Here is a 17,985-nt window from a genome sequence, read left to right on the forward strand (position 1 = left end):
ATGACGCAGTCCACTCTCACCCGCAGTTGGGTGGCCTCGGCCAACGGTCACACGGATTTCCCCCTGCAGAACCTGCCCCTGGGCATCTTCAGCCACAACGGTTCGGCACCGCGCAGTGGCGTGGCGATCGGCGAGCACATTTTTGATCTGCAAGCGGCCCATGACCTGTTTGACGGTGAAGCGCGCCGCGCCATCGACGCTATGGCGGACGGCCAACTGAACGCCTTCTTCGAACTGGGCCGCGGCCCACGGGTGGCACTGCGCGAACGCCTGCTGGAACTGCTCGCCGAGGGCAGCAGCCAGCAAGCCCAGCTGCAAGCCCTGGGCGCCCAGGTGTTGCCACTGGCCGCCGATTGCCAGATGCACCTGCCGGCGAAAATCAACGATTACACCGACTTCTACGTCGGCATCGAACACGCGCAGAACGTCGGCAAACTGTTCCGCCCGGACAACCCCTTGCTGCCCAACTACAAGTACGTGCCGATTGGTTATCACGGCCGCGCCTCTACCATCCGTACCTCCGGCACCGAGGTGCGCCGGCCCAAGGGCCAGACCCTGCCAGCCGGCCAGACCGAACCGACCTTCGGCCCGTGCGCACGCCTGGACTACGAGCTGGAACTGGGCATCTGGATCGGCCAGGGCAATGCCATGGGCGACTCGATTGCCATTGGCGATGCCGCCGAGCATATCGCTGGCTTCTGCCTGCTCAACGACTGGTCGGCCCGCGATATCCAGGCCTGGGAATACCAGCCACTGGGGCCGTTCCTGTCGAAAAGCTTTATCACCAGCATCTCGCCCTGGGTGGTCACGGCCGAAGCCCTGGAACCGTTCCGCAAGGCCCAGCCCGCACGCCCGGCCGGCGATCCACAACCGCTGCCGTACCTGCTGGACCCCCGTGATCAGGCCGCTGGCGGCTTTGATATCGAACTGGAAGTGCTGCTGACCACCGCCGCGATGCGCGAGCAGAACCTGGCGCCCCATCGCCTGACCCTGAGCAACACCCAGCACATGTACTGGACCGTGGCGCAAATGGTCGCGCACCACAGCGTCAACGGCTGCCAGCTGCAGGCCGGCGACCTGTTTGGTTCGGGCACCCTGTCGGGGCCCGAGGCCGGTCAGTTCGGCAGCCTGCTGGAAATCACCGAAGGCGGCAAAAAGCCGATCGAACTGGCCTCCGGCGAAGTGCGCAAGTTCCTTGAAGACGGCGATGAAATCATCCTGCGCGCCCGCTGCCAGCGTGAGGGGTTTGCCTCCATTGGTTTCGGCGAATGCCGTGGCACTGTGGTCGCCGCGCGCTAAGGGGGCGAGGGGATGGAGCTCTATACCTACTATCGTTCCACGGCGTCTTATCGGGTGCGCATCGCCCTGGCGCTCAAGGGCCTGGACTTTACCGCGCTGCCGGTCAACCTGCTGGTGCCCAAGGGCGGCGCCAACCGCCAGCCCGAGTACCTGGCGATCAACCCCCAGGGCCGTGTCCCGGCGTTGCGTACCGACGAGGGCGAACTGTTGATCCAGTCGCTGGCGATCATCGAATACCTGGACGAACGTTATCCACAGGTACCGCTGCTCGCCAAGGACCTGGCGGCCCGCGCCCATCAGCGTGCAGTGGCGTCGATCATCGGTTGTGACATCCACCCGCTGCACAACTCCAGCACTCAGAACCTGCTGCGTCAGTGGGGGCATGACGAGGCGCAATTGCTGGAGTGGATCGGGCACTGGATCAGCCAGGGCCTGGGCGCGGTGGAGCAATTGATCGGTGACCAGGGCTATTGCTTCGGTGACCAGCCAGGGCTGGCGGATGCGTTTCTGATCCCGCAGTTGTATGCGGCAGAGCGCTTCAAGGTGGCGCTGGAGGGTTACCCGCGAATCCTGCGTGTCGCGGCATTGGCGGCCAAACACCCCGCCTTCATCCAGGCCCACCCCTCCAACCAACCTGACACCCCTGACACCCCCTAGATCCATGTGGCAGCTGACTTGCCAGCTCCCACGAGTGATGCCCCATAAAAATAAAAAGGTCCTTGCGATGCACAATCAGATTGCCAGCTTTCGCGCGGCACTCGACGCCCGTCCGGTGTCGCGCTACCAGTGGTTGATTCTCCTGTTGTTGGCGTTGTTGCTGGTCACCGATGGCTACGACGCCCAGGTGTTGGGTTACGTGGTCCCGGCCCTGGCCCAGGACTGGGGCCTGGAAAAGGCCGCCTTCGGCCCGGTGTTCAGTGCCAACCTGCTGGGGCTGACCTTAGGCTCCCTGGCTGTGACGCCCCTGGCCGACCGTTTCGGCGTGCGCCGCATCCTGCTCGCCTGCGTACTGATCTACGCCAGCCTCACGGTGCTGATGGTATTCGCCAATTCCCTGAATACCCTGATGGCCGCGCGCTTTATCTGCGGCATTGGCATGGGCGGCGCGATGCCCAGCGCCATGGCCTTGATGTCGGAATATTCGCCACCGCGTATGCGCACGTTGATGGTGACGCTGGCGGCCTGCGGGTTCTCGTTCGGCGGGGCAGCAGGCGGTTTTGTCGCGGCGGGGTTTATCGACAGCTTTGGCTGGCAGGCGGTGTTCCTCGCCGGTGGCGTGACGCCGTTGCTGCTGTTTCCCTTTCTGGTATGGCTGCTGCCTGAATCCTTGCCGCGTTTGTTGCGCGATGCACCGCCCTATACGCGCCTGCAGAAAGTCACGGCGCGCATGCTGCCCGGTTGGCAGGCACCGGCGGCCAGCGAAGAACAGAATCGCCAGGAGCAAGGCAGCAAACTGACTGTCGTGGAGTTGTTTCGTAATGGCTATGCACGGCCGACGCTGCTGATCTGGTCGACCTTTTTTGTCAGCCTGATCCTGCTGTATTTCATGATCAGTTGGTTGCCGTCACTGCTGCTGGAAAGTGGCATGGCCTTGAACAAAGCCAACCTGGTGACCTCGATGTTCCTGTTCGCCGGCACCCTGGGCGCGATTGGCATGGCCTGGTTTGCCGACCGCCTGAAAAGCAAAGTACGCCTGCTTTCCGGTGTATTGGCGGCAGCGGCGGTGTGCACGATTCTGCTGGGGCTCAACCATGACAACCCGCGTTACCTGGTGGCGTTTGTGTTTGCGGCGGGCTTTTGCATCATCGGCGGCCAGTTGACCCTCAATGCATTTGCCAGCAACTTCTACCCGGCCCATGTACGTGCCACGGGCACCGGCTGGGCACTGGGTGTCGGGCGGTTTGGTTCGATCCTGGGGCCGTTGTTTGGCAGCATGCTGCTGGCGATGCACGTGCCGGTGCAGCAGATTTTCTTCTTCTGCGCGATTCCGGCGGTGATCGCCGCATTGTTGATCATTCAGGTGCGCTCGCCCGAGGCCAAGGCGCCGGTTGAGATCCTTCAGCACCCGCTTGAATCCTGAGGGGCAACCCCCTTATTTGTGGGAGCTGTCGAGCCCCAGCGAGGCTGCGATGGGGGCGACGCGGTTCAAGGTCTCCGTCAATGCACCACCGCCCCAGGCGGCAAATGCCCCAGCCGCTCCGTCAGGCGCAGCCGCTGCACCGGGTCTTCACTGAGCAACAGCGCATGCTCAAGATCGAAGCGCTCGGCATTCGGGCAATCCAGGTGCTTGTACAGACTGGCCCGCGCCAGATAGTCGGCGGCGCTGGCGTCGCCCAGCTCCAGCACGCGCTCGGCGTCGATCAGCGCCGCGAGGTGATGGTCATTGGTCAGGTGCAGTTGCCGCAGGTTGCGCGACAGCCGCTGCAGGATCAGTCGCGGCTCGGCGCTGCGCAGGTGTTCGGCTTGCAGCTTGAGATTGGGGCCGTACTGGCGTTGCAGCAGTTCGCGGCAGTCGTTGGGGTACAGCCGCCGCCCGCCGCAGGGGTCGAGCAAATGATCGGCACCGCTTACCCGCAGCAGGAAGTGCCCCGGAAAATTGACCCCCACCATAGGGATCTCCAGGCGCCGCGCCAACTCCAGGGCGATCAGGCCCAGGGCCAGGGGTTGTCCGCGTCGGCGCTGCAACACCTTGTCCAGCAGGGCGGCGGCGGGGCGCAAGGGGGTGAAGTCATCCTGGGCGAACCCCAGGTCATTCATTATCCGCAGCAACGGCTGGCCCAGCTCATCGGCCGGCAGCAGCGGCATGCCGAGGCTGACTTGCTGTTGCAGCACCGTGAAGTCAGCCAGGATCGCCTGCGGGTCCACGGCAGGGTCGTGCTCGGCAGCGATCCATAACGCGGCTTCAAACAGCGCCGGAGGCGAGCGGTGCAGGCATTCGAAAAAGGCTTGGCGGGGATTCATTGCATTCTCCGTCGGATGTCCCGTTTTAGCCTTGCCAAGAACTTTCGTCCAGCTTCTTGAGAACCGGCCTACCTGGATATGTCGCAAAGCCTGTAATTACGGGCTGCTTATTCCTGCACGCTCCGGCAACCTTTTTCCGGCAGCCTATACTTGGCGACTACAAGAAGTGATTCGGGAGCTTGACGATGTTTGCTCTCATGCACAGCACCCGCCTTGAATCCCTGCACCTGAGCGTTGACCCGGTGACCGGGTTGAAGGCGGTCATTGCCATCCACAGCAGTCGCTTGGGGCCGGCCCTGGGTGGCTGTCGCTACCTGGCCTACCCCGACGATGAAAGCGCCGTGGCCGATGCCGCGCGCCTGGCCCAAGGCATGAGTTACAAGGCCGCGCTGGCCGGTCTGCCGGTGGGCGGTGGCAACGCGGTGATCATCCGCCCGGCCCATGTGGAAAGCCGCGCCGCGCTGTTCGAAGCTTTCGGCCGGTGTATCGAGCAGCTCGATGGCCGCTATATCACCGCCATCGACAGCGGCACCTCTGTGGCCGACATGGACTGCATCGCCCAGCACACGCGCTTTGTCACCAGCACCACCGCCGCCGGCGACCCGTCACCCCATGCGGCCATGGGCGTATTCGCCGGCATCCGCACCGCCGCCATGGCCCGCCTGGGCAGCGACAACCTGGAAGGCCTGCGTGTGGCAATCCAGGGCCTGGGCAACGTCGGCTACGCCCTGGCCGAACAACTGCACGCCGCTGGCGCCGAATTGCTGGTGAGCGATATCGACCCAGGCAAAGTGCAACTGGCCATGGAGCAACTGGGCGCCCACCCGATTGCCAACGAAGCCTTGCTCAGCACCCCCTGCGACATTCTCGCGCCGTGCGGCCTGGGCGCCGTCCTCAACCGCCAGAGCGTCGCCCAACTGCGCTGCGCCGCCGTGGCCGGCTCCGCCAGCGCGCAACTGACCCACCTGCAAGTGGCCGACCAATTGGAGGCGCGTGGGATCCTCTACGCACCGGACTACGTGATCAACTCCGGCGGCCTGATCTATGTCGCCCTCAAGCACAACGGCGCGGACCTGGCGACCATCACCGCGCACCTGTCCAACATCGGCACCCGCCTGACCGAAATCTTCGGCCACGCCCAGGCCGAAAAACGCTCACCTGCCCGAGTGGCCGATGAGCTGGCCGAACGGCTGCTGTACGCCGAGCCCTTATTAAAAAGGCCCTGAATCAATGATTCAGGGCCTGTTCAATTCGGGCTTTATTCCGCCGCCGGGTTCAGCAACTCGGACAACGCATCCGGCTGGCTCTTGAACGCCTTGGCAAACACATCGCGATTCTTCGCCATGTAGATCCCGGCTTCCTCCACCTGCTGCTCGCTCAGGGACGGCACGGCTTTTTGCAACACTTCTGCGAGCAACTCAGCGAGTTCAAGCATCTTGTCATGACGGTCAGCTTCGGCTTTATCCATGAACAAACGCTCCAGATCTCGGCTGCTGCGGTATACCACTTCGACGGCCATTCACCACCTCACATGCCTTCACGATAGTTGTCTATTGCGACTACTGTATTTATATACAGCTAAAAGGATAAGCCAATCCATGGGGTTTGGGTAGCAGCTTTTTAATGTAGTTGGGAAATGGGGTTTGTCAGGTGTCGGAGTGCCGCAGTCGTAAACCCCAACGGCAAGATAAGTGTCTCATGTCATTCCACCATCATCTCATTCTGCAATCTCTGGCCTTCTTTCTGCATGCAGAGAAATCGTCATGCCAAACGGGCATTATCCTCCCCGAGCCGAAGCATGGCTTAGGCAATGGCAAATAGTTGGCTATTTTTTAAACAGTGGTGGTGAGCAATGACAGAAATGAAGTGGGCCGACAAAGTGCGCAAAAGCCTGCACGCGAATGCAGATTCCCTGGGCAACCTGGCAGTGGAGGCGTTTCACTATCTGGCGCTTTTTGGTATCGGTGCAATCACCGCCTATGCGGCAATAATGACCTTTATCGACATGTTGCAAAAAGGCGGCATCAGCGTTGATGACATCCTGTTGCTGTTTATCTACCTGGAGCTGGGCGCCATGGTGGGGATCTACTTCAAGACCAACCACATGCCGATCCGCTTCCTGCTCTACGTGGCGATCACGGCGTTGACCCGCCTGCTGATCGGCGACGTGTCCCACCACAATGCCCCGGACCTGGGCATCATTTACTTGTGTGGCGGGATTCTGTTGTTGGCGTTCGCCATCCTGGTGGTGCGTTTTGCTTCGTCGCGCTACCCATCGGTCAAGGAAAAGTCCGAATCCTGAGTCAGAGCCCGGCCGCGATGGGCGGCCGGTTGCTCGGCGGGCGCTGCAGCAGTTTATGACTGTCGCCGTCGGTCATCACTGCCAAAATCTCCATGGCGCTGTGCCCTTGTTCAATGGCAATGCCAAATTGCACGCTTTGCACCAGGCGTTTGAGTCGTTGCGGGTCGTTGCGCTGTTCGGCGCTGATCATGCGTTTGGCGACCACGCCGCTGTCGTCGGAGAGGGTCAGCATGATGCTGCCGTCCAGGCGCTGGATGCTCAGGTTGACCCGGTATTGGGGGGCGAACGTGTCGGTGATCAGTTGAAAAGGATTGTCCATGGTGCGTTACCGCCTGATAAGAACATGCACTGATTGACGACCGGTATGGCGATTGGTTCGTGTTGCCTGACCACCGGTCGCAAGCTCCGTTTTCCTTCAGTGGGTGTACAGCAAGGGGCGTGCCGTACAGCTATCTTTCTGACGACGAACTGCCCCTGTGGGAGCGGGCTTGCCCGCGATTGCGGTGGATCAGCCAACCATTCAGTGACTGATGCAGCGCTATCGCGGGCAAGCCCGCTCCCGCAGGTTGATCTGTGCAGTGAGCTGTTTCAGGGCACCAGCGAGAAAATGACCGCCGACAGCGCAATCAGCCCCACCAACACCACAAACACATTCGACACCTGGCCCGAATACTGGCGCAGCGATGGCACGCGGCGGATTGCGTACATCGGCATCAGGAACAGCAAGCACGCGATGATCGGCCCGCCGAGGGTTTCGATCATGCCCAGGATGCTTGGGTTGAACGTGGCCACGGCCCAGCAGCTGAGGATCATGAACACCGCGGTGCAGCGTTCCAGCCAGCGCGCCGACAAGGTGCGGTTGCGCCCGCGCAGGGTTTTGACGATCAGGCCCTGGAAGCCTTCGCTGGCGCCGATGTAGTGGCCGAGGAAGGATTTGGTGATGGCCACCAGCGCGATCAACGGCGCCGCGTAGGCGATGACCGGGGTCTGGAAGTGGTTGGCCAGGTAGGACAGGATCGAAATGTTCTGCGCCTTGGCGGCGGCAAGATCAGCCGGTGACAGCGCCAATACGCAACTGAAGCAGAAGAACATCACCGTCAGCACCATCATGCCGTGGGCCGTGGCCAGGATGCCGCTGCTCTTGCGTTCGGCTTGGGCGCCGTACACGCGTTTCTGGTCCACCGCAAAGGCCGAGATGATCGGCGAATGGTTAAACGAAAACACCATCACCGGAATCGCCAGCCACAGGGTCTTGAAGAACACCGGCAGGGGCATGCCCTCACTGGCGGAGGCGAAGAACGCGCCGTTCCAGTTGGGGATCAGGCTTACGGCCAACAGCAGCAAGGCGGCGACGAACGGGTAGACCAGCACGCTCATGGCCTTGACGATCACGCCCTGGCCGCATCGCACAATGGCCATCAGGCCGAGGATCAGCACCAGAGACAGGATCGCCCGTGGCGGCGCAGTCATGTGCAGTTGGTGTTCCATGAAACTGCCGAGGGTGTTGGTCAGCGCGACGCTGTACACCAGCAGGATCGGGAAGATGGCGAAGAAGTACAGCAGGGTGATCAGCTTGCCGGCACCGACGCCGAAATGTTCTTCCACCACGTCAGTGATGTCGCCGGATTTGCCCGACAGCACAAAGCGCGTCAGCCCACGGTGGGCGAAGAAGGTCATGGGGAAGGCCAGCAGCGCCAGTACGATCAGCGGCCAGAAGCCGCCGACCCCGGCGTTGATCGGCAGAAACAGAGTGCCAGCACCGATGGCGGTACCGTAGAGGCCCAGCATCCAGGTGGTGTCGTGCTTGCTCCAGCCGGTCGTTACGGTTTGCGTGACAGCAGCGGGATTTTCGGCAGCAGGTGTACGTACATCGGTCATCGTTATTGCCTCATTATTATTTTTGCGCGGGCTCACGTAGGGGGCAGGTAGCAGTGCTCCTCAGCACTCCACCCAGCTGACCGCCAGGCCGCCCCGTGAAGTTTCTTTATATTTGTCATGCATATCGGCGCCGGTATCGCGCATGGTGCGGATCACCCGGTCGAGGGAAATGAAGTGCTTACCGTCGCCGCGCAGGGCCATTTGCGTGGCGTTGATCGCTTTGACGGCGGCGATGGCGTTGCGCTCGATGCAGGGTACCTGGACCAGACCGCCGACGGGGTCGCAGGTCAGGCCGAGGTTGTGCTCCAGGCCAATTTCGGCGGCGTTTTCCAGTTGCTCGGGGGTGGCGCCGAGAATATCCGCCAGGCCCGCGGCGGCCATGGCGCAGGCCGAACCGACTTCGCCCTGGCAGCCGACTTCAGCGCCGGAGATCGAGGCGTTTTTCTTGCACAGGATGCCGACGGCGGCTGCGGCCAGGAAGAAGTTGACTACATCATCGTCGGACGCGTCAGCATTGAACTTCATGTAGTAGTGCAGCACTGCCGGAATGATCCCGGCTGCACCATTGGTCGGTGCGGTGACCATGCGCCCACCGGCGGCGTTTTCTTCGTTGACGGCGAGGGCGAACAGGTTGACCCACTCCATGGCCGACAAGGTCGAGGTGATCACATTCGGTTTGCCGATTTCCAGCAGGCTGCGGTGCAGTTTTGCGGCGCGGCGCGGCACATCCAGGCCGCCGGGCAAGATGCCTTCATCACGCAGGCCTTGCTCGACGCACTCGCGCATTACCGACCAGATATGCAGCAGGCCACTACGGATTTCTTCATCGCTACGCCAGGCGCGTTCGTTGGCCATCATCAATTCAGAGACACGCAGGCCATGCTTGTTGCACAGGGCCAGCAGTTCGACGGCGCTGGAAAAGTCGTAGGGCAGTTCTACATCGCTGGTGGGAGCAATACCCGACTCGGCCTCGGCCGCCTCGATGATGAAACCGCCGCCCACCGAGTAGTAGGTCTGTTCGCTCAACAGGCCGTCTGCCCCGTAGGCATGCAGGGACATGGCGTTGGGGTGGTAGGGCAGGCTTTCTTCCAGCAACAGGAGATCGTGCTGCCAGTTGAAGGCAATTTCTTTTTGGCCTGCAAGCATTAACCTGGAGGATTCGCGCAACTGCTGGATTCGCGGCCCGATCGAGGTGGGGTCAACCCGATCTGGCCATTCGCCCATCAACCCCATCACACACGCGCGATCGGTGGCGTGGCCCACGCCGGTGGCAGACAGCGAGCCGTACAGGCGCACTTCCACGCGTTGGGTGTGCTCCAGCCATTGTTGGTTGGTGAGGGACTGGGCGAAGGTTGCCGCAGCCCGCATAGGGCCCACGGTATGGGAGCTGGATGGGCCGATGCCCACCTTGAATAGATCAAAAACGCTGATAGCCATGCTAAAGCCTTACAAGCTATGGAGTAGGAAATCGCTGCCATGTTTTGTAGGACAAGCGGAAGAGGCGCGATACTGAGCCTCTAGATCGGCACTGACCAACGAATTATCCTAAGACACCCTTTAGCAGGACTAAACTCTATGGCTCGCCCCCTGCATGCCCAGACCTATGTCTGGTTGCACGTATTTGCCTGCGCTGCACGGCATTTATCCTTTACCCGTTGCGCCGAAGAACTGCACATCACCCCTGGGGCGGTCAGCCAGCAGATTCGCCAATTGGAGGAGCGTCTGGGCTTTCGCCTGTTCCATCGCCGGGCGCGTGGCGTGGAGTTGAGTGCCGAAGGGCAGCGGCTGGCGACCACGGTAAGCGAGGCCTACGGCAGCATTGATGCCGAGTTGCAGCGCCTGGATGCGGGGATGATCAGTGGCACCCTGCGGCTGCGCTCGATTCCGTCCTTTCTGGGCAAATGGTTGACGCCGCGTTTGCCGCGTTTGCAGCAGCGTTTCCCGGATATCCAGTTACGGTTGGTGGCCGAGGACAGCAGCATTGCCTTGCACGAAGGCGACTTTGACCTGGCCATCGACCTCAACGACGGCAGTTATCCCGGTTTGTTATCCACAGCCTTGCTCGACGAGCAGATATTTCCGGTGTGCGCGCCAAGCCTGTTGCGCGGGCGGCCGCCGTTGCACGGTCCGGCCGACCTGGCCCACTTCCCGCTGTTGCACGACATCACTGCCTGGCGTGGGAGTTATGAATACGCCGAGTGGGAGTTTTACCTGAATGCGATCGGCTATCCCGACGCCGACGTGCGACGTGGGCACACCTTTAACCGCAACCACCTGACCATCGAGGCGGCGATTGCCGGCATGGGCGTGGCGATTGCCCGGCGCACCCTGCTCAATGACGAATTGGAGCGCGGCACCCTGATCGTGCCATTCGGCCTTGCGGTACCGAATCACAAGCGCTACGTGCTGCTGTATGCGCCAGGCGCACTGAACCATCCCGGCGTACGTGCGGTGCATGACTGGCTGGTGGAAGAGGCGGGGATTTTTCGCGGATTGCACCCCTTGGGAGAGGGTCAATTGTGAGGAATTACGCAGGTAGGTGGGGATACCCAACTCCCGACGATAACAGCGCTTTGAGCGGCTGTCAGGCTTAATTTGTAATGTAGGATTTATCTTTGCATAGGGGTTGAATTGTTCCTTCAGGTGCTCAATTGTGTAGTTAAGAGGTCATGGTTTCACCGCATCGGTGTTGCAGTTGTGATCTCTGGCGAGCTAGCTGAAATAAGGGAAACACTATGCAAATCCAAGTCAACAGCGACAACCATATTGAAAGCAGCATCCGACTGGAGGAGTGGGTACGTACTACCATTGAGAGCACGCTCGAACGTTATGAAGAAGACCTGACCCGCGTCGAGGTCTACCTGCGGGATGAGAACGGCGACAAGCCGGGCCCCCATGATTTGAGTTGCCGCCTGGAAGCGCGGCCAAAGGGCCATCAACCGATTTCGGTCATCCATAAAGCCGACACCCTGGAACAAGCGATCGACGGGGCGGCCACCAAGCTGGATAACGCGCTGGAGCATCTGTTCGGCAGACTGCAAGGCAAGCCGCGTGCAGAGAAACGCACGCCCAACAACCAAGTCGATGAAGCCGGGCTTGAAGAGGAATTCCTGGAAAACGAACAGGCTGCGCTTAACAGCTGATTGCTGACTGTTTTTCAACCCCATAAAAAACGGGCCTGCAGATGCAGGCCCGTTTTTTTGTGGCTGATAGGTATCAAATGTCGGAGCTGGCCAGCAGTGTATTCAGGATCTTTGCCGGCCCGTCAGAACGCGACTGAGGTCTGCACATACACGGTGCGCGGTTCTCCCACGTATTTGCCTTTGTTGTTATCGTCAAACGAACGGGTGAAGTACTGGGTGTTGAAGATGTTTTTCACCCCCACCGCCACATTCAGATCCGACAACTGCGGGCCGAAGTCGTATGCCGCGCGGCTGCTGAACAGCATGTAGCCGGGGATGCGCCCGTTGCTGCCATCCACGCTTTCGGCCTGGGTGTTGGCGTTATCGGCGAATTGGCTGCTTTGGTAGGTGCTGTCCAGGTTCAACTTCCATTGGCCTTCGGTGTAGCCCACGCCCAGGGTGCCTTTGTGCTTGGACGAGAAGGGCACGCGGTTGCCTTTGTTCGGGCCGTCTTCGCGGATGGTTGCATCGACATAGGCGTAGCTGGCGTACACATCAAAGCCAGCCAGCGCCGGGCTCAAGCCGTCGAGGGCGTAATTGACGCTGGACTCGATACCCTGGTGCCGCGTTTCGCCCCGGGCGATCACCGAGTCGTTGGTCTGGTTGCTTTCGTACTGGTTGTCGAAGTTGATCAGGAACGCGCCGATTTCTGCGCGCAGCGCGCCATTGTCGTAGCGCGTGCCGACTTCCCAGGTGCGGGCCTTTTCTGGCTTGACCGCACCGCTGCTCACACGGTTGGGCATCTGGCTGTACTGCACGCTGCCGAAGGAACCTTCGGTGTTGGCGTACAGGTTCCAGTCGTCGGTCAGGTGATACAGCACGTTCAACGCCGGCAGGGCGGTGTTGTAGTCACCCTTGTATTTGACGTCGGTCAGGTTGTTGGTCTGCTGGGACTTGATCATCTCGTAGCGGATGCCCGGGGTCACGGTCCATTTGCCGATATCGATCCGGTCGTCGATAAAGAACGCGTTGGCTTCGGTGCCACCTCGGGTGTCGCGGTCGTTGCGGCTGTCGGTGTTGGGCAGTTGCTGGTTGGCGCTGATCGGCGTGCGGTAGCGCAATTCATGCCCGGCCTCGTTGATGTAGCGGTAGCCCACGCCCACCTCGTGGCTGCTCGGGCCGAGGTCGAAGCCTTGGGCCAGGCGGGTTTCCAGGCCGCGTACCCAGTATTCGCGCGGCGACAGCGAAAGGAAGCTGCCCTGGTCCAGATAACCGCTGCGCAAGGTCTTGGTAAAGAAGCTGTTGACGGTGAATTCCCGGCGATCTTCCTGGTAGCGATAGCCTACGTTGAACATCGTACGGCGGCCCCAGAACTTGTCGTAGGGCCGGGTGGATTGATACGGGTCGGCCTTGTAGGCCGCCGTGCTCAAGCCACCGGGCATATCGGCCTGACCCTCGTAGTACTGGGCCATGGCATTGAAGCTGTTGGCTTCGTCCAACGAGTAGTGGCCCTTGAGGATCAGGTCGTCGATTTGGGTGTCACTGTGTTCACGCCAGTCACCGCCGCGGGTGCCGGAATACAGCAGCGCGCCGCCCAGGCCATTGTCGGCGGTGCCGCCGGCCAGCAGGTTGCCGGTGGTCTTGAAGCCATCGTGGCTGGAAGACGGGCTGGTCTCGGTCTGCAGGCCGCCCTTGACCGTCGGTGCATCGGGAATTGCCCGAGTCACGAAGTTGACCACACCGCCGACGTTCTGCGGCCCGTAGCGTACCGCGCCACCGCCGCGCACCACGTCCACGGCATCCATGTTGCCCATGCTGATGGGCGCGAACGACAGCTGCGGCTGGCCATACGGCGCGAAAGGCACCGGAATGCCGTCCATCAATACCGTCGAGCGCGACGCCAGGCGCGGGTTGAGCCCGCGAATGCCGAAGTTCAGCGCCATGTCGTGGCTGCCGGTGCCGTTGTTTTCCGGCGCGTTGACCCCGGGAATACGGTTGAGCACGTCACGGGCCTGGGTTGCGCCCTGGCGCTCGAATTCTTCACGACGGATCACATCACGGGCGCCGGGGTGTTCGAAGACATTGATCTGCGCCGCATCGCCGAGCCAGTCGCCCACCACATTGGAGGTGCCCAGCTCCAGGGGGGCCGGCGCGTTCAGGGGTTGCAGGCTATAGGCATTGTCACCTTCGGCGCGGGCTTGCAGGCCGGTGCCCTTGAGCAATGCGTTCAAACCTTGCTCGGTGGTGTAGTTGCCCTGCAGGCCCTGGCTTTGCGCGCCGGCAGTCACTTCGGAGCCAAACGAAATCAGCACGCCAGCCTCACGCCCAAATTGATTCAATGCCGCTTCCAGGGACGCCGGGGCGATGTGATAAGGCTTGACCTCGGCCGCGAGGGCGTAAGGCAAGGCGCTGAAACTGAGGCTGGCGCCCAGCAGCAAGTGGCGCAGCGTACGGGCAAGTGGCGTCAGGCAAGTCGGTTGCTGGGGCATGAAGAACGTTCCTCAGAGGTGGGAAACAGGGTGGCTTTCCCTCTCTGTCACGCGAGGTACGGAAAACGGCTCACGGGTGCCGAAAATAATTCAGGCGCGGGCTTCGACGCTGACCCAATAGCGGGTAAACCGCCGCACTTTGACCGGCAGGCTGATTTGCAGCAGGTCGAGGATGCGCTCGCTGTCGTCCAGCGGGTAGCTGCCGGAGATCAGCAGGTTGGCCACCTGCGGATCACACTGCAATTGGCCGCGGCGATAACGGCTCAGTTCCTCGAGGAAATCTGCCAGGCGCATGTGCGATGCCACCAGCATGCCGTCGGCCCAGGCACCCGTGTTGGCATCGGTGAGGCGCGGGGTATCCCAACCTTTGCGGGTGAGGTTGACCTGGTGGGATTTTTCCAAGGGCAGGGGCAGGCCGCTGTAGGACCTGGGTGCAATCTCCACCTGGCCATCCAGCACCGCGATCTGGGTGTGATCGTTGAACTGACGCACATTCACCTGTGCCGCCTGGGTGCTGACGACGCCCTGGCCGGTGATGATCTGCAACGGGGTGCTGGTGCGCAGCAATATCTCGCCTTCGAGCAGGCGGATCAGGCGCTGTGGGCCATCGAATTGCACATCCACCGCACTGGCAGTATTGAGTTGCAGCTGGCTGCCGTCGGCCAGTTGTACCTTGCGGCGCTGGCCGAGGGGGCTGCGGTAGTCGGCGGTCAGCGGCGGGATCAAGTGCTGCTGGCGCAAGCCCCACGTAGCCGCCGAGCAGACGCCGAGGATCAGCAGCAGTTTCAGGGCCTGGCGCCGGCTGCTGGATTGCGGTGCGTTCAACGCCGCATGGGCCAGGGGCGAGGGCATGCCGCGCAGGCGTTGGTTGACCCGCTGAATATGCTCCCACGCCCGTTGATGCTCGCTGTGGGCCTCCAGCCAGTGTTGCCATTTGGCCTGTTGGCGCGGGTTGAGCGGGCCTTGCTGCATTTGCATCAGCCATTGCACCGCCTGTTCGGCGACCTGGGTCGAGAAGTGTGTGGTGGGGTTCATAGGGCGAAATAGCAGCGCATGGCCGCTTTGTTCAGATGACGTTTGACGGTGGCGATGGAAATCCCCAGTTCGGCAGCGATTTGCGCGTAGGTCAGGCCATCGAGCTGGGCCAGCAGGAAGGCGCGTTTGACCAGTACGGGCAAACCGTCGAGCAACTGGTCCAGCTCCATCAGGGTTTGCAGGATGATCGCCCGCGCTTCTTCCGATGGTGCAGCAAGTTCAGGCATTTGCGCCAGGGCGTCGAGGTAGGCGCGCTCCAGGTCCTGGCGGCGGTAGTGGTTGAACAGCACGCGCTTGGCGATGGTGGTGAGGAAGGCGCGGGGCTCGATCAGCGTCGGGGTTTCGCGGGCGCTCAACACCCGGATAAACGTGTCCTGGGCCAGGTCGGCGGCGCTGTGCGGGCAGCCGAGCTTGCGTCGCAACCAGCCGGTCAGCCAGTGGTGATGGTCGTGATACAGGACTTCGACGGTATTGGACGGCCGCAACGCGAACACTCCGGCAGCATCTGCATGCTTTAGATAACGAGAATTGTTCGCATTGTAGAGTGGCCAGGTGGCATTCGGCAATCAGCACAGGACCGATAGCCGCTTTAAAGCCGCCACAAGACCCTGTGGGTGTTCGCTTCATCTGTTCTCTTTTGCTTATAAGAATAATTATCATTAAACTCCCGCCCCTGATAAACCAGGTGCCACTGGCATGAAAAGCAAAGCATCACTTCCTGTTTCCTATCGTCTTGGCGTGACGTCGCGGCTGCTGGCGGCTGTGGTCGGTGGCTATGTGCTGGCGTCCCTGGCCAGCGTGTGCCTGACCTTGTGGCTGCCAATCTCCCGCGCCGATGCGGTGGTCAGCGGCATGCTCAGTTCCTTTGTGTTCTACCTGCTGGCGGTGATCTGGTGTTTTGCCTGCCGCAGTGCCGCCCGCGCCTGGTTTGGCGTGCTGGTGCCCTGCGCGATACTGGCCACCCTGGCAGGCCTGGCCTATTGGATGGCGCGCCCATGAAAGAGGGTTTCCGTCAGGCCATGGCCTGGTTGCACACCTGGGCCGGGTTGATTTTCGGCTGGTTGCTGTTCGCGATTTTCCTCACCGGCACCCTGGCTTACTTCAAGGGCGAAATCACCCACTGGATGCAGCCCGAAGTGCCCGCCCATGCGGTGGACGATGCGCGCAGTGTGGCCGTGGCGCAAAGCTATCTGGAACAGCACGCCCCCACGGCGGCGCGTTGGTTTATCGGCCTGCCCAACAGCCGCGACCCCGGTTTGTCGGTGATGTGGCAAGACAAGGTCGACCCTGGCCGGCGCGGCAATTTCATTGAGAAAATGCTCGACCCGGTCTCCGGCGAGCAACTCCAGGCCCGGGAAACCATGGGCGGCGAGTTCTTCTATCGGTTCCACTTCCAGTTGCAGATGCCTCACCCGTGGGGTCGCTGGTTGTCGACCATTGCGGCGATGGTGATGTTCGTCGCGCTGATCACCGGGATCATCACCCACAAGAAAATCTTCAAGGACTTCTTCACCTTCCGCCCGCGCAAGGGCCAGCGCTCCTGGCTCGATGGGCACAACGCGGTGGGCGTGCTGGTGTTGCCGTTCCACCTGATGATCACCTACAGCAGCCTGGTGATTTTCATGACCATGGTCATGCCCGCCAGCATCCTTGCGTCCTATGACGGCGACACCCGCGCCTTCTTCAATGAATTGTTCCCTTCCACCAACAACGCACCGGCCCTCGGCCAGCCGGGCAAGCTGCTGCCCTTGGCGCCGCTGGTAGAACAGGCACGGGCGCAGTGGGACGGTGGGCACGTGGGGCGGCTGGCGGTGAACAACCCTGGCGATGTGAATGCCGCAGTCAATGTCTCCCGCGCCGGTTCTGACCGGGTGGTGCATGATTTCGGCAGTACCGTGTCCTTTAATGGCTCCACCGGCGAACTGCTGCGGGTGAGTGCCGAACAGTCGCTGCCGAAGGCGATCAGCGGCAGCTTCTATGGCCTGCACATGGGGCACTTCGCCGGCCCGCTGCTGCGCTGGTTGTACTTTATCTGCGGCTTGGCGGGCACGGCGATGATTGGCACCGGCCTGGTGATCTGGCTGGGCAAGCGTCAGCTCAAGCATGTAAAGACCGGGGTGATGCCGTTTGAGTTGCGCCTGGTGGAAGTGCTGAACATTGCCAGCATGTCCGGGCTGGTCATCGCCATTGCCGCGTTTTTCTGGGCCAATCGCCTGCTGCCTGTGAGCTTCGCCGAACGCTCGGACTGGGAGGTGCAGAGCTTCTTTATCGCCTGGGGCCTGACCCTGCTCCATGCCATGTTGCGCCGTGGCCGCCGTGCCTGGATCGAGCAATTGGGCCTGGGCGCCGTGCTGTTTATGGCGGTGCCGCTGCTCAATGCGCTGACCACCTCCGAGCATCTGGGCGTGTCAGTGGCCAAGGGTGATTGGGCCATGGCCGGCTTTGACCTGACCTGCCTGGGCAGCGGCCTGTTCCTGGCCTGGGCTGCCTGGAAAATGCAGCACCGCAGCGCCGCCCAGCCCCGGGCCGAGCGCGCCCGCCCACTGACCCTCAAAAGCGAGGTGCACTGATGTTGCTGGCCTTGTTGCTGTGCTATGCGGGCTTTGTTGCACTGTGCCTGTCCCAGGACCGTCACCATGGCGAGTTGCTGCACAGCAAACCTTCGCCACGACGGCGCCTGGGGTTGCGCGTGGGCGGTTGGTTGTTGCTGGGGCTGTCGATCTGGCCGGCGGTACACATGGCCGGCTGGAGCCGGGGCCTGGTGGACTGGTGCGCGGTACTGATGCTCAGCGGGCTGTTGCTGGTGCTGCTGTTGCCGTATCGGCCAAGGCTGGCCCTGGTTCTCGCGGGCGTCGGCCTGCTGGTCAGCCCCGTTGCGGCTTTCGCGACCCTCTGAGCG

Annotated in this window: 18 protein-coding genes; 10 read left to right on the forward strand and 8 right to left on the reverse strand. The window is 61.8% G+C overall.

The features are described from left to right. The 3 genes from fahA to PSFL_RS26205 all read left to right on the forward strand — a co-directional run bounded on the left by fahA (position 1) and on the right by PSFL_RS26205 (position 3,379). Positions 1 to 1,299, forward strand: a complete 1,299-nt coding sequence (gene fahA, locus PSFL_RS26195; protein ID WP_397470645.1) for a fumarylacetoacetase — start codon at positions 1 to 3, stop codon at positions 1,297 to 1,299. A 12-nt stretch (positions 1,300 to 1,311) separates the two neighbouring features. Next, the gene (gene maiA / locus PSFL_RS26200) at positions 1,312 to 1,956 is read left to right on the forward strand and encodes a maleylacetoacetate isomerase (RefSeq protein WP_115127449.1); all 645 of its coding nucleotides are present in this window, start codon (positions 1,312 to 1,314) and stop codon (positions 1,954 to 1,956) included. 67 nt (positions 1,957 to 2,023) lie between these two features. After that, positions 2,024 to 3,379 carry an aromatic acid/H+ symport family MFS transporter gene (locus PSFL_RS26205; protein WP_057437836.1) on the forward strand — a complete coding sequence of 452 codons (1,356 nt, stop codon included), beginning with the start codon at positions 2,024 to 2,026 and terminating at the stop codon, positions 3,377 to 3,379. Between the two features lie 77 nt (positions 3,380 to 3,456). Here the strand turns inward: PSFL_RS26205 and PSFL_RS26210 are convergent, their stop codons facing one another. Beyond that, positions 3,457 to 4,260, reverse strand: coding sequence for a SirB1 family protein (locus tag PSFL_RS26210; protein ID WP_057437838.1), 804 nt, complete (start codon positions 4,258 to 4,260; stop codon positions 3,457 to 3,459). 185 nt (positions 4,261 to 4,445) lie between these two features. On the opposite strand from PSFL_RS26210, the gene PSFL_RS26215 reads away from it, so the two are divergent. Then, complete coding sequence (locus PSFL_RS26215; RefSeq protein WP_057958339.1) at positions 4,446 to 5,486, forward strand: Glu/Leu/Phe/Val dehydrogenase dimerization domain-containing protein; 1,041 nt, start codon at positions 4,446 to 4,448, stop codon at positions 5,484 to 5,486. Positions 5,487 to 5,518: 32 nt separating this feature from the next. Here the strand turns inward: PSFL_RS26215 and PSFL_RS26220 are convergent, their stop codons facing one another. After that, positions 5,519 to 5,779: a YebG family protein gene (locus PSFL_RS26220; RefSeq protein ID WP_003188807.1), complete on the reverse strand. Its 261-nt coding sequence runs from the start codon at positions 5,777 to 5,779 to the stop codon at positions 5,519 to 5,521. A gap of 333 nt (positions 5,780 to 6,112) precedes the next feature. On the opposite strand from PSFL_RS26220, the gene PSFL_RS26225 reads away from it, so the two are divergent. After that, positions 6,113 to 6,562, forward strand: a complete 450-nt coding sequence (locus PSFL_RS26225) for a phosphate-starvation-inducible protein PsiE (protein ID WP_032857668.1) — start codon at positions 6,113 to 6,115, stop codon at positions 6,560 to 6,562. 1 nt (position 6,563) lies between these two features. Here the strand turns inward: PSFL_RS26225 and PSFL_RS26230 are convergent, their stop codons facing one another. The 3 genes from PSFL_RS26230 to PSFL_RS26240 all read right to left on the reverse strand — a co-directional run bounded on the left by PSFL_RS26230 (position 6,564) and on the right by PSFL_RS26240 (position 9,877). After that, the gene (locus PSFL_RS26230) at positions 6,564 to 6,881 is read right to left on the reverse strand and encodes a DUF3509 domain-containing protein (protein ID WP_057444533.1); all 318 of its coding nucleotides are present in this window, start codon (positions 6,879 to 6,881) and stop codon (positions 6,564 to 6,566) included. 269 nt (positions 6,882 to 7,150) lie between these two features. Then, positions 7,151 to 8,440, reverse strand: a complete 1,290-nt coding sequence (locus tag PSFL_RS26235; protein WP_057437841.1) for a serine/threonine transporter — start codon at positions 8,438 to 8,440, stop codon at positions 7,151 to 7,153. Positions 8,441 to 8,500: 60 nt separating this feature from the next. Beyond that, positions 8,501 to 9,877: an L-serine ammonia-lyase gene (locus PSFL_RS26240; protein ID WP_397470646.1), complete on the reverse strand. Its 1,377-nt coding sequence runs from the start codon at positions 9,875 to 9,877 to the stop codon at positions 8,501 to 8,503. A gap of 138 nt (positions 9,878 to 10,015) precedes the next feature. Here PSFL_RS26240 and PSFL_RS26245 point away from each other — a divergent pair, with 138 nt between their 5' ends. Further along, a complete protein-coding gene (locus PSFL_RS26245) occupies positions 10,016 to 10,963 on the forward strand; it encodes a LysR substrate-binding domain-containing protein (RefSeq protein WP_057437845.1) in 948 nt (315 codons plus the stop codon). A 212-nt stretch (positions 10,964 to 11,175) separates the two neighbouring features. Continuing rightward, on the forward strand, positions 11,176 to 11,583 hold the full coding sequence (locus PSFL_RS26250; RefSeq protein WP_057437847.1) for an HPF/RaiA family ribosome-associated protein: 408 nt from the start codon (positions 11,176 to 11,178) through the stop codon (positions 11,581 to 11,583). A 122-nt stretch (positions 11,584 to 11,705) separates the two neighbouring features. On the opposite strand, the gene fecA is transcribed toward PSFL_RS26250, so the two are convergent. From fecA to PSFL_RS26265, 3 genes are all read right to left on the reverse strand, one after another. Continuing rightward, the gene (gene fecA, locus PSFL_RS26255; protein ID WP_397470647.1) at positions 11,706 to 14,051 is read right to left on the reverse strand and encodes a TonB-dependent Fe(3+) dicitrate receptor FecA; all 2,346 of its coding nucleotides are present in this window, start codon (positions 14,049 to 14,051) and stop codon (positions 11,706 to 11,708) included. Positions 14,052 to 14,141: 90 nt separating this feature from the next. Continuing rightward, positions 14,142 to 15,086: a FecR domain-containing protein gene (locus tag PSFL_RS26260; RefSeq protein ID WP_273871682.1), complete on the reverse strand. Its 945-nt coding sequence runs from the start codon at positions 15,084 to 15,086 to the stop codon at positions 14,142 to 14,144. Further along, entirely contained in the window at positions 15,083 to 15,571 is a 489-nt protein-coding gene (locus PSFL_RS26265) for a sigma-70 family RNA polymerase sigma factor (protein ID WP_057958345.1), read from the reverse strand. Before PSFL_RS26265 ends, PSFL_RS26260 begins: the two co-directional genes overlap by 4 nt. 211 nt (positions 15,572 to 15,782) lie before the next feature. Here PSFL_RS26265 and PSFL_RS26270 point away from each other — a divergent pair, with 211 nt between their 5' ends. The 3 genes from PSFL_RS26270 to PSFL_RS26280 are packed head-to-tail and all read left to right on the forward strand — an operon-like array spanning position 15,783 to position 17,982. Continuing rightward, the gene (locus tag PSFL_RS26270; RefSeq protein WP_057958346.1) at positions 15,783 to 16,085 is read left to right on the forward strand and encodes a DUF3649 domain-containing protein; all 303 of its coding nucleotides are present in this window, start codon (positions 15,783 to 15,785) and stop codon (positions 16,083 to 16,085) included. Next, positions 16,082 to 17,656: a PepSY domain-containing protein gene (locus PSFL_RS26275; RefSeq protein ID WP_057437855.1), complete on the forward strand. Its 1,575-nt coding sequence runs from the start codon at positions 16,082 to 16,084 to the stop codon at positions 17,654 to 17,656. Before PSFL_RS26270 ends, PSFL_RS26275 begins: the two co-directional genes overlap by 4 nt. Beyond that, positions 17,656 to 17,982, forward strand: a complete 327-nt coding sequence (locus PSFL_RS26280) for a DUF3325 domain-containing protein (protein ID WP_169960563.1) — start codon at positions 17,656 to 17,658, stop codon at positions 17,980 to 17,982. Before PSFL_RS26275 ends, PSFL_RS26280 begins: the two co-directional genes overlap by 1 nt. The last annotated feature ends 3 nt before the right edge of the window (positions 17,983 to 17,985 follow it).

Source organism: Pseudomonas sp. DD1 (assembly GCF_044510355.1).
GTDB lineage: Bacteria > Pseudomonadota > Gammaproteobacteria > Pseudomonadales > Pseudomonadaceae > Aquipseudomonas > Aquipseudomonas shahriarae.

Bases quoted from the DNA above. Each gene is read 5' to 3' on its own strand.
- fahA (WP_397470645.1), top strand. From the start codon at position 1: ATGACGCAGTCCACTCTCACCCGCAGTTGGGTGGCCTCGGCCAACGGT.
- maiA (WP_115127449.1), top strand. From the start codon at position 1,312: ATGGAGCTCTATACCTACTATCGTTCCACGGCGTCTTATCGGGTGCGC.
- PSFL_RS26205 (WP_057437836.1), top strand. From the start codon at position 2,024: ATGCACAATCAGATTGCCAGCTTTCGCGCGGCACTCGACGCCCGTCCG.
- PSFL_RS26210 (WP_057437838.1), bottom strand. From the start codon at position 4,260: ATGAATCCCCGCCAAGCCTTTTTCGAATGCCTGCACCGCTCGCCTCCG.
- PSFL_RS26215 (WP_057958339.1), top strand. From the start codon at position 4,446: ATGTTTGCTCTCATGCACAGCACCCGCCTTGAATCCCTGCACCTGAGC.
- PSFL_RS26220 (WP_003188807.1), bottom strand. From the start codon at position 5,779: ATGGCCGTCGAAGTGGTATACCGCAGCAGCCGAGATCTGGAGCGTTTG.
- PSFL_RS26225 (WP_032857668.1), top strand. From the start codon at position 6,113: ATGACAGAAATGAAGTGGGCCGACAAAGTGCGCAAAAGCCTGCACGCG.
- PSFL_RS26230 (WP_057444533.1), bottom strand. From the start codon at position 6,881: ATGGACAATCCTTTTCAACTGATCACCGACACGTTCGCCCCCCAATAC.
- PSFL_RS26235 (WP_057437841.1), bottom strand. From the start codon at position 8,440: ATGACCGATGTACGTACACCTGCTGCCGAAAATCCCGCTGCTGTCACG.
- PSFL_RS26240 (WP_397470646.1), bottom strand. From the start codon at position 9,877: ATGGCTATCAGCGTTTTTGATCTATTCAAGGTGGGCATCGGCCCATCC.
- PSFL_RS26245 (WP_057437845.1), top strand. From the start codon at position 10,016: ATGGCTCGCCCCCTGCATGCCCAGACCTATGTCTGGTTGCACGTATTT.
- PSFL_RS26250 (WP_057437847.1), top strand. From the start codon at position 11,176: ATGCAAATCCAAGTCAACAGCGACAACCATATTGAAAGCAGCATCCGA.
- fecA (WP_397470647.1), bottom strand. From the start codon at position 14,051: ATGCCCCAGCAACCGACTTGCCTGACGCCACTTGCCCGTACGCTGCGC.
- PSFL_RS26260 (WP_273871682.1), bottom strand. From the start codon at position 15,086: ATGAACCCCACCACACACTTCTCGACCCAGGTCGCCGAACAGGCGGTG.
- PSFL_RS26270 (WP_057958346.1), top strand. From the start codon at position 15,783: ATGAAAAGCAAAGCATCACTTCCTGTTTCCTATCGTCTTGGCGTGACG.
- PSFL_RS26275 (WP_057437855.1), top strand. From the start codon at position 16,082: ATGAAAGAGGGTTTCCGTCAGGCCATGGCCTGGTTGCACACCTGGGCC.
- PSFL_RS26280 (WP_169960563.1), top strand. From the start codon at position 17,656: ATGTTGCTGGCCTTGTTGCTGTGCTATGCGGGCTTTGTTGCACTGTGC.